Here is a 9,909-nt window from a genome sequence, read left to right on the forward strand (position 1 = left end):
GACGGGATCTCCACGGTCTCCGTCGTGCCGCTGCGCCCGTCGCGCCAGGTGACGCGGCCAGCTTCGACGCGGAGCGCGCCGAGGTCGAGCTGCATCGGCGCGCGCGGGGCGGAGGGCGGCTGTGGCGCGGTCGAGGACGGCGCGGGCGCAAGCGCGGCGCCCGGCTGGAACGCCCAGTTGGCGCGGCCCTGCGCGTCGGTCTCGAGCAACAGGTCGGGCGCGTCGAGCACGACGCGCACGACTTCGAGCCGGTTGGAGAGCAGCGGGATCAGCGCGGCCTGCACCTCGACGCGGCGCGCCGTGAGCATCTCCGGGCGACTGCCGCCCTCCATGTTCGCCAGGGCGACGTCGCGGAGCTCCAGTGTCGGGCGGAGCGAGAGGCCGAGGCCGATGTCGCCGACCGTCAAGCGGCGCCCCGTCGCGTCCTCGACGGCGGCGACCAGGCGCGGGCGGATCGCCTCCGGGTTCACGAAGGCGCGGATCGCGAGGAAGGCGGCGAGCGGGATGCCGAGGACAACGGCGCCCAGGATCCAGGGCCAGCGGCGGCGGCGCGGCGTGGTCATGGCTGGCTCCCTCCTGCCGGCATCAACGCAGCGGATCGCGAAGGGTCACGCGACCCGGCGCGGCTTCGGGGTGCGCGGGGCCTCGAAGCCGAAGAAGGCGAAGGTCTCCTTCATATGGGGCGGGATCGGCGCTGCCACCTCCAGCGTGCCGCCGGCCGGATGCGGGAAGCGCAGCGCGCGGGCGTGCAGGTGAAGCTGGTTCGGCAGGCCGTCCATGTGGGCGGCGGCGCCGCCATACTTGCCGTCGCCGAGGATGGGGCAGCCCAGCGCCTCGGCGCAGTGGACGCGCAGCTGGTGGGTGCGGCCGGTCACCGGGTTCAGCTCCAGCCAGGCGACGCGGCGGCGGGCGGCGTCGAGCGTGCGGAAATCGGTCACCGCGCGTGCGGCGTCCTTGTCGCCCGGCTCGGCCGCGGCGGTGCGCTCGCCGCGCGGGCCGCCCTGGCGCACCAGCGGCAGGTCGATGCGGCCGGCCTGCGGCGTGGGCTGGCCAACCGTCACGGCCCAGTAGGTCTTGGTCACGTCGCGGCCGCGGAACGCGGCGGCGAGCTTCGCCGCGGCGGCGACGTTGCGCGCGAGCACCAGGACGCCGGAGGTGTCCTTGTCGAGGCGATGGACGAGCCGTGGCCGGTCCTCGGCGTCGAAACGCAGCGCGTCGAGCATGCCGTCGAGATGCTTCGCGATGTTGGGGCCGCCCTGCACGGGCAGGCCATGCGGCTTGTCGAGCACCAGCACGTCGCGGTCGCGATGGATCACCATCGCCTCGAGCGCCTTGCGGTCGCGCTCGTCCACGGCCTTCGGCGCGCGCGCGCGGTCGGGGGGTGGCGCGTCGGGCAGCGGCGGGATGCGGATCTCCTGGCCGGGCGCGAGGCGCGTATTGGCCTCGGCGCGCTTGCCGTCCACGCGGACCTGGCCGGTGCGGAGCATCTTCTGCAGCGCGCCCTGGGTGAGCGCGGGGTAGTGGCGGCGGAACCACCGGTCGAGGCGCGTGTCGCCTTCCTCGGTGCCGACCTTGCGGGTCTGGACGGTCATGCGGGGAGGGTAGCACGCCCCTCCCCCACATCTCACCCCAGCTCGCGCTCCGCCAGGGCGCGCGCTGCCTCGCACAGCGCGGCGAGCCCCGATTCCGGCATCTCGTCGATCGCGCGCACGAGATCGAGCAGCATGCGCGGGCGCGTCGGAAGAGCCGGGCGATACGGGCCGTCGCCCGCGAAATCCTCGAAGAACCAGGCGACCTGGACGCCGAGGAGGGCGGCGAGGTCGGGCAGGCGCGCGGCGGGGATGGCGTTCAGCCCCGCCTCGTACTTCCGCGCCTGCTGCGTCGAGACGCCGAGCGCCGCGGCCATCTCGGCCAGCGAGAGGCCGCACTGGACGCGGCGCTCCCGCAGGCGGCGGCCGGCATGCCGGTCCGCCGCCGCCGAGAGGCTCCCGCTCAGAGGAACCACTGTCCGGTGGCCTCGGCATTCGAGGTGACCTGCGCGGCCACCCCGTCCCAGTCGATCCCGCCGTCGGCGCCGGTCCAGGGCGCGTAGGGGTCGGACGGCTCCGCCGACGCCGCCGAAGCGACGTCCGCCGAGGCAAGGGAAGGCAGGTCCTCGAGCGGCACCCATCGGCCGGTCGCCTCGTGATGCGCCGTGATGCGCGCCGCGATCGCGTCCCAGTCCAGCCCGCCATCGGCGGTGAGGTAGGCGGCATAGGGGTCGGCGGAGGAGGCCTGCACCGGCGCCGTGCCGGCTTCGGGCGTGTCGGTGCCGGCCTCCGCCTCCGGCGCGGAAGCGACCTGCTCCGCGGCGAGCGGGGCGTCGGGCGCAGGCGCGTCGGCGTCCTGCGTGACAGCAAGTTCGGCGACGGCGGCGGTGGGCTCGGCCGGTGCGCTGGCGGGCGTGCCGGTCTCGGTCCCGGCGCCGGGCGTCCAGGCCGAGATCTTCACCCAGTCGATCTCCATCTCGACGCGCTGCGGCGTGCTGCCGTCCGGCCCGCCGCCGAACCAGGTCTCGTGCGGCGCCATCACCTGGCTCTGCATGCTGAACGACATGGGCTGCTCGGGCACGTCCGTGGTGATGTCGCCCTTCAGCTCACCGTCCACGTAGAGCTTGAGCGAGCCCGGCGTCCAGTCGAGGCGGTAGTCGTGCCACTCGGCAGCGTTGACGTCGATGTACTGCGCGACGTTGGGCTCGCCGTGGTTGATGAAGGCGAATTGCGAGCGGTCGGGTCGGTTCGTCTCGATGATGTTGACCTCGTCCGTCCACTGGTTGCTGGACGGCCAGAGGAGGATGACGCTCGCGGTGCCCTGCCCGGGGTCGATGCGGGCGCGGAACTCGTAGCTGCCGTAGGTCTGGCCTTCGGGGATCTGCGACAGGCCGCCGCTGAGCCACTGGCCGCCTTCGTTCTCCGTCGCGATGGTCAGCTTGCCGTCGGCCACTTCGAGCTGGCTGTGCTCCCAACGGAACATGCCGTTGCCGTACTGGCCCTGGTAGAGCGCGTTCCAGATGTCGCGGTTGAGGTTCGTGCCGTTGAAATCGTCGCGCAGGATCTCGGTGAAATCGGACATGCAACTGCGGTCCCTGTATGGTGTGGGGACCTCCGGAGGCCGCGGCGGTTGTAGGTCTCGCGCGGCGGATACGTAAACCCGCGAAGTCGGCCCGGGACGGTTCAAAGAGGAACGGTGCGCCGTCGCGCGGCGGTTGAAGCGCGGGTCAGCGGCGCGTCAGCCAGAAGGCGAGCGCGAAGGCCGCGACGCCGAGCACGACCGAGGACGCGACGTAGAGGATGGCGAGCAAGGGCGCGCGCTCGAACAGCGCGCCGGCTTCCAGGCTGAAGGCGGAGAAGGTGGTGAAGCCGCCGAGGAAGCCGGTGACGAGCAGCAGACGCGCTTGGCCTTCGATCCCGGCGCCCGCCGCGACGCCGATCGCCGCGCTGCCGGCGACGTTCACCGCGAGCGTGCCCCAGGGAAAGCCGGTGCCGAGGGTCGCGACGGCGGCCAGCGAGACGAGGTAGCGCAGGACCGAGCCCGCCGCGCCGCCGAGCGCGACGAGCAGCAGCGCGGCGGGGGACGCGGCGCTCAACGCTTGCGCGCCTTCCTCGCCCGCAGCGCGTCCCATTGGGCCATGCGCTCGGCGACCGCCGCTTCCGCGCCGCGGTCGGTCGGGCGGTAGAAGCGCTGGCGGTCAATCCCGTCGGGCCAATAGTTCGCGCCGGAGAAGCCGGCCTCGGCATCGTGGTCGTATTCGTAGCCCTCGCCGTAGCCGAGCTCGCGCATCAGCTTCGTCGGCGCGTTCAGGATGTTCTGCGGCGGCATGAGGCTGCCGGTCTCCTTCGCCGCGCGCATCGCCGCACCGAAGGCGGCATAGACGGCGTTGGACTTCGGCGCGGTGGCGAGGTGCACGACGAGCTGCGCCAGCGCCAGTTCGCCTTCCGGGCTGCCGAGCCGTTCGTAGGTCTCCCATGCCACCACCGCGAGCGGCAGCGCGCGGGGATCGGCCATGCCGACATCCTCGGCCGCGAAGCGCGTCAGGCGGCGCGCGATGTAGCGCGGGTCCTCGCCGCCCGTCAGCATGCGCGCGAACCAGTAGAGCGCCGCGTCGGGATCGCTGCCGCGCATCGACTTGTGCAGCGCGGAGATGAGGTTGAAGTGCTCCTCGCGATCCTTGTCGTAGAGCGCGGCGCGGCGGGCGAGCAGCGCGGCGAGCGCGGCGGGGTCGAGCGGGTCGCCGCCGGGCGGCACGGCGAGCAGCTGCTCGGCCATGTTGAGCAGGTAGCGGCCGTCGCCATCGGCCATGGCCCGCAGCGCGGCGCGGGCTTCGAGCGTGAGCGGCAAGGCGCGGTCCTCGGCGGACTCGGCGCGGGCGAGCAGCGCGTCCAGCGCGGCGTCGTCCAGGCGCTTCAGCACCAGCACCTGGCAGCGCGAGAGCAGCGCGCCGTTCAGCGCGAAGGACGGGTTCTCGGTCGTCGCGCCGACCAGGGTGACGGTGCCGTCCTCCACCACCGGCAGGAAGCCGTCCTGCTGGGCGCGGTTGAAGCGGTGGATCTCGTCCACGAAGAGCAGCGTGCCTCTTCCGTTGCGCCTGCGGGTGCGCGCCTCGTCGAAGGCGCGCTTGAGGTCGGCCACACCGGAGAACACCGCGGAGAGCGGCTGGAAGGCGAGGCCCGCGGCCTCGGCCAGCAGCCGCGCGATCGTCGTCTTCCCGACGCCGGGCGGGCCCCAGAGGATCAGCGAGGGCAGCGTGCCGCGGGCGAGCATCCCCGTCAGCGTGCCGGCGGGCCCGAGCAGGTGGTCCTGTCCGATGACCTCCCCCAGCGCGCGGGGTCGCAGGCGGTCGGCGAGGGGGCGCGGGCCGGTCTGCGACGCGCGCGAGACGGGCGGAGGCTCCTGGTCGTCGAAGAGGCCGGGCAGGTCGGCGGACATGCGCCGAGGCTAGCACGGTGCCCGGCGATGGATCACGGCGGGGGAGCCTCGCTTTTCCCGCTTCCTTCCCCGCGCGGCTGCACGTTACGGTTGATGCGCCGGATGGGGACGCGAACGGCACAACGCGGGCGGGGGTGGGATGTCGAACGTCGCGGGCAAGGCCTACGGGATGAACGTCGTCACCCCGATGCGGCCGTGGAAGACCTGGATCAACCGGCTGCTGTTCAACATCGCCCGGACGCAGCCGGGGCAGCTCGGCGGGCTGCTCGGCCTGTCGATCATCCACTTCGCGCGCTGGGTGATCATCAAGCGCGACCAGTGGCCGGACCTCGGCCAGGGGCGGCCGCGGCTGCAGAACGACTACATGCTGTTCGTCAGCAACTTCAACGGCACCTGGGACCAGTACATCGACGCCTTCTCGGACGGCATCCCGAACGGGCTCGACCTGTTCTGGTATTCCTCGACCAAGTATCCGGGCTCGATCCCGATCACGCCGTTCAAAAACTATATCCGCGCGAACCAGATCGACTGCGACTACTACTACAACGCGACGCCGGGCGCCGCGCAGCGCGACATCAAGGCGGCGCTGCGGGTGTGGCAGCAGATCGACCAGCTTGGCGCGGCGCACCAGGCGATGACGCCGGAGGAGTTCGCCACCGCCTACAGGAAGGCGCTGGTGGAGGTGCAGAACGACCTGCCATCCGCGGGGCACGCGCCGGTCGCGAGCAACGACACGCACCACGCCGACATGAACCGCCGCGGCCTCGTGCTGAAGGGAAGGACGTGACATGCCGAATTTCGACGGCGGGCACTACTTCCTGACCGCGCTGATCCCGGTGAAGACGACGCCGACGCAGGATCCGCGCGCCTCCGACTGGGTGACGTCGCACACCCATTGCCTGCGCGAGGCGCTGGCCAGCATGCCGACCGCGCTGCAGACCTGGGCGACGGAGGGGACCGGCATCAACAGCCCCTTCGCGCGCGATCCGCGCACGCATTTCGCGCGGCTCGTGGTGCTGGACGACGTCGCCTTCAACGGGCGCGACCACCAGGATGCGATCGTCACCGCGCTGAAGGCGGCACTCGGCTCCGCGCTCGGGCGGCGCATCGAGGGCGGCGATCCGACGCAGCCGCGCCCCGTGGACCACCTGCCGCACCCCTACCTCATCTTCGTCTGCGACTTCGACGCGGCGAGCGGCGAGCCCGGCGAACTGGAAGGCTATCTGCGCGGCCTCTGGTCGGTGATGGACACGGAGTGGCACGAGATCCTGCAGCATTGCCACGGCTATGACCGCGCGCAGGGCGCGGAGGGGTTCGCGCGGCTCATCATGCGCTGCCAGGTCGAGACGACCATGCCCTTCAACGACTACTACCACCCCTTCCCCGCGCTGCCCTCGATGTCGCTCGGGCCCGTCGTCGCGCCGCTGGCGGTCGCGGCAGTGCTGCTGGTGGTGGGCCTGCTCGGCGGGCTGCTGACCGCCTGGTTCGGCGGGCGCGGCGCGATGTGGTGGTGGGCGGCGCTGATCGGGCTGGTCGGGGTGCCGCTGGCGGGCGTCTATGCCTATCGCGCCATCGTCTCGCGCGCGCAGGCGCCACTGCCGACCGGGCATCGCGCCGACCTCGTCTCCGTGGTCAAGGCGCTCTATCTCCAGCAAGCCTTCACGCGCTTCGCCATCGCCCACCAGGGCGCGAGCCCCGCGGCGCTGCACGCCGCCTTCGGCGCCTTCCTGCGCACGCACAGGCCTGAGGATCCGACGGCGCCGACGCAGCCGCGTGGCGTCGTGCGCAGCGACATCCGGGCGGAGGGCTGAGGCGATGGGTGCCACGCTCGAACTCGCCGACATCCAGGGCAACATCCTGGCCGCCTATGGCAAGCTCGGCTTTCCGAAGGGCCGGACGATCCTGATCAACGTGGAGGATGCGCAGGCGGGCCGGAACCTGGTGGAGACGCTGCGCCGTCGCGTCACGACGGCGCTGCCCTGGCCGACCGAGAAGCGCCGGCCGATCCCGGGCCAGGTGATGGCGGTGCGGCCGAAGGTGACGGTGAACCTCGCCTTCACCTTCCGTGGGCTGCTCGCGCTCGGCGTGCCGATCCGCACGCTGCGCGGCATGCCGGACGAGTTCATCGACGGCATGGCGGCGCGCGCCGACATCCTCTGCGACAACCACCCGAAGCGCATCGAGGAGGCGTGGGACCCGGTCTGGCTGGACGGCAAGAAGCCGGAGCGGCGGGTGCACATCCTCGTCACGCTCATGTCGGAGATGGATCCGGCGACCGGCGAGGCGATGCCGGAGCTCGAGCAGGTGGCGCAGGAGGTGGTCGGCATGTGCCGGCTCGGGGGCTTGCGCATCCTCGAGGGGCATCGCGGGCCCGATACGCGCTGGCAGGATCTCTCGGCGGTGACGAAGCGGCGCGAGGATGGCAGCTGGACGCCGCTGCCGATTGAGCATTTCGGCTTCGTGGACGGCATCGCCGACACGGTCTTCGAAGGGCAGATGGCGCTCGAGGACCTGGCGGAGCGTGCGCGCGGCCAGGGCAAGATGCTGCCCGACGGCAGCTGGGCGCCGCTCGCGACCGGGGAGTTCCTGCTCGGCTGGCCCGACGAGAGCCAGGAGATCGCGGGGGCGGCGATGCCGCTCGACTTCAGCCGCAACGGCACCTTCATGGCCTATCGCAAGCTGCACCAGAACGTCTTCGCCTGGCGGAGATATATGGCGGAGCAGGCGGAGCGCTTCGCAGCGGTGATGGAGGTGCCGCGCGAGCAGGCGGGCGCGATCCTGGCGGCCAAGATGGCGGGGCGCTGGCAGGACGGCGTGCCGCTGATCGCAGCACCCACCTTCGAAAGCTGGCAGGCCTTCCGCGAGAAGCGCGCGAAAGCGGAGCGGGAAGGCGACACGGCGACACTCGCCGCGCTGAAGCGCGCGCTGGTGGATTTCAGCTTCGGCAAGGACCAGCAGGGCGTCGCCTGCCCCTTCGGCGCGCATATCCGCCGCGCCAACACGCGCGACATGCTCGACCCGCTGCTGGCGACGAACGATCCGGCGCGGCTGAACGGGTCGGTGCTCAACAACCGCCGTCGCATCCTGCGCCGGGGCCTGCCTTATGGGCAGACGCCGGAGAGCGGGGATGACAGCGGCGACCATGGCATCGTGCTCATGGCGCATTGCGCCAGCCTGTTCCGGCAGTTCGAATTCATCCAGCAGCAATGGCTGCAATACGGGCTCGACTTCAACGCGGGCAACGATGTCTGCCCGATCGTCGGCAACCACCATCCGGGCGGGAAGTTCGTGATCGCCGCGGACCCGGGTTCCGGCAAGCCGCCCTTCTTCGTCGCCGACATGCCGCAATTCGTGGAGACGCGGGGCGGCGAGTATTTCTTCATCCCGTCCATGACGGCGCTGCGGATGATCGCGCAGGGGCTGGTGGACCCGACATGATCGGCGCGGCGCGCATCCACCTGCCGATGTGGTGGGCGGGGCTGACGGCGGCGGCGCGCCTGGCCGGCGCCGGCTTCCGTGCCTGGCGCGGCGGCAACCTCGCGGCGCTGCTCGGCGGCTCCGCCGGCCAGCGCGAGGTCTTCACCGTGCTGCGCGCCTTCGCGCCCAATATCCGGCTGCAGCGCCGCTTCGTCACCGCCTATGAGAACACCGGCACGGCGATCGTCACGCGACGGTCGGAGGTGACGGAGGTGCTGGAGCGCGAGGCCGACTTCGCCGTGGTGTACGAGCCGAAGATGCGCGCCATCACGGCCGGCGAGAACTTCTTCCTCGGCATGCAGGACAGCGTCGCCTATCAGCGCGACGTGTCGCTGATGCGCCTCGCCGCGCGGCGCGACGACGTGGCGCGGCTGGTGCTGCCCTTCGTGGCGGAAGAGGCGGCGCGGATCGTCGCCGCCGCGCCGGGCCGGCTCGACGTGCCGGACGCGCTGACGCGGCGGGTCCCGGCGCGGATCGTGATGCGCTATTTTGGCCTGCCGACCGAGAACGAGGACCGCCTGATCGAGCAGGCGACGCTGATGTTCTGGTATCTCTTCGTGGACCTGAAGGGCGAGGAGAGCGTGAGCGTCCCGGCGCTGCAGGCGGCGGCCGAGGCGCGGGCCTGGATCGATGGCTGCATCGCCGCACGCCAGGGGACGCCCGATGCGGCGGAGGACGTGCTGGCGCGCTGCCTTGCGCTGCAGGCGGCGGGGATGCCGGGCACGGACGACCTCGCCATCCGCAACAACCTGATCGGGCTGGTGATCGGGCTGATCCCGACGCTGTCCAAGGCGGCGGTGCAGGCGCTGTCGCAGCTGCTCGACCGGCCGGAGGCGCTGGCGGCGGCGCAGGCGGCCGCGCGGGCTGGCGACGACGTGCGGCTGGCCGAGATCGTGTTCGAGGCGCTGCGCTTCGACCCGGTCAACCCGATGATCTATCGCCGCGCGACGCGCGACGTGGAGATCGCGCGCGGGACGCGCCGCGCGCTGAAGATCCCGGCGGGGACCATGGTGCTGGCGGCGAACCTCTCCGCCATGTTCGACCCGATGGCGATGGAAGAGCCGGAGGCCTTCCGGCCCGGCCGGCCCTGGGGCGACTACATGCTCTGGGGCTACGGCATGCACGCCTGCTTCGGCGCGCAGATCAACCGCGCGGTGGTGCCTGCGATGCTGAAACCGCTGCTGGCGCGTGGCGGCCTGCGGCGGGCGGAGGGCGAGGCCGGGCGGATCGACGGGCGCACCCCCTTCCCCGCTCACATGACGGTCCTGTTCGACGCGGCTTGACCGGGGCGGGCGGCGAGGCGATTCCGGCGCCACTGTTTCCGGGAGACGACGCCATGACCCTGACCCGCCGCGCCGCGCTCGGCGCCGCCCTCGCCCTGCCTGTCGCAGCACGGGCCCAGCCCGCCTGGCCGCAGCGCTCCATCCGCCTCGTCGTGCCCTTCGCCGCCGGCGGGGCCGCGGACAG

10 protein-coding genes are annotated in these 9,909 nt (G+C 72.2%); 4 read left to right on the plus strand and 6 right to left on the minus strand.

Annotated features, from left to right (window positions below):
• From L2I40_RS12135 to L2I40_RS12160, 6 genes are all read right to left on the minus strand, one after another.
• Positions 1-563: AsmA family protein (locus L2I40_RS12135; RefSeq protein WP_237215218.1), on the minus strand; the 563-nt coding region annotated here is incomplete at its 3' end.
• Between the two features lie 45 nt (positions 564-608).
• Entirely contained in the window at positions 609-1,592 is a 984-nt protein-coding gene (locus tag L2I40_RS12140) for an RluA family pseudouridine synthase (RefSeq protein WP_237215219.1), read from the minus strand.
• Between the two features lie 32 nt (positions 1,593-1,624).
• The gene (locus tag L2I40_RS12145) at positions 1,625-2,005 is read right to left on the minus strand and encodes a helix-turn-helix domain-containing protein (RefSeq protein WP_237215220.1); all 381 of its coding nucleotides are present in this window, start codon (positions 2,003-2,005) and stop codon (positions 1,625-1,627) included.
• Positions 1,993-3,111, minus strand: a complete 1,119-nt coding sequence (locus tag L2I40_RS12150; RefSeq protein ID WP_237215221.1) for a glycoside hydrolase family 16 protein — start codon at positions 3,109-3,111, stop codon at positions 1,993-1,995. Before L2I40_RS12150 ends, L2I40_RS12145 begins: the two co-directional genes overlap by 13 nt.
• Positions 3,112-3,256: 145 nt before the next feature.
• Entirely contained in the window at positions 3,257-3,625 is a 369-nt protein-coding gene (locus L2I40_RS12155; RefSeq protein WP_237215222.1) for a fluoride efflux transporter FluC, read from the minus strand.
• Positions 3,622-4,965 carry a replication-associated recombination protein A gene (locus L2I40_RS12160; RefSeq protein ID WP_237215223.1) on the minus strand — a complete coding sequence of 448 codons (1,344 nt, stop codon included), beginning with the start codon at positions 4,963-4,965 and terminating at the stop codon, positions 3,622-3,624. Before L2I40_RS12160 ends, L2I40_RS12155 begins: the two co-directional genes overlap by 4 nt.
• A 139-nt stretch (positions 4,966-5,104) precedes the next feature.
• On the opposite strand from L2I40_RS12160, the gene L2I40_RS12165 reads away from it, so the two are divergent.
• Genes L2I40_RS12165 through L2I40_RS12180 form a run of 4 tightly spaced genes read left to right on the plus strand, consistent with a single transcriptional unit; the run spans position 5,105 to position 9,725 of the window.
• Positions 5,105-5,752: a hypothetical protein gene (locus L2I40_RS12165; protein WP_237215224.1), complete on the plus strand. Its 648-nt coding sequence runs from the start codon at positions 5,105-5,107 to the stop codon at positions 5,750-5,752.
• Position 5,753: 1 nt separating this feature from the next.
• Positions 5,754-6,776 (plus strand): hypothetical protein, encoded by a 1,023-nt coding sequence (locus L2I40_RS12170; protein WP_237215225.1) that lies wholly within the window; start codon positions 5,754-5,756, stop codon positions 6,774-6,776.
• Between the two features lie 4 nt (positions 6,777-6,780).
• Positions 6,781-8,403 (plus strand): Dyp-type peroxidase, encoded by a 1,623-nt coding sequence (locus tag L2I40_RS12175; RefSeq protein ID WP_237215226.1) that lies wholly within the window; start codon positions 6,781-6,783, stop codon positions 8,401-8,403.
• Complete coding sequence (locus L2I40_RS12180) at positions 8,400-9,725, plus strand: cytochrome P450 (protein ID WP_237215227.1); 1,326 nt, start codon at positions 8,400-8,402, stop codon at positions 9,723-9,725. The genes L2I40_RS12175 and L2I40_RS12180 overlap by 4 nt, the downstream gene beginning before the upstream one ends.
• Positions 9,726-9,909: the final 184 nt, after the last annotated feature.

It is taken from the genome of Falsiroseomonas oryziterrae (assembly GCF_021864505.1).
Lineage (GTDB): Bacteria > Pseudomonadota > Alphaproteobacteria > Acetobacterales > Acetobacteraceae > Falsiroseomonas > Falsiroseomonas oryziterrae.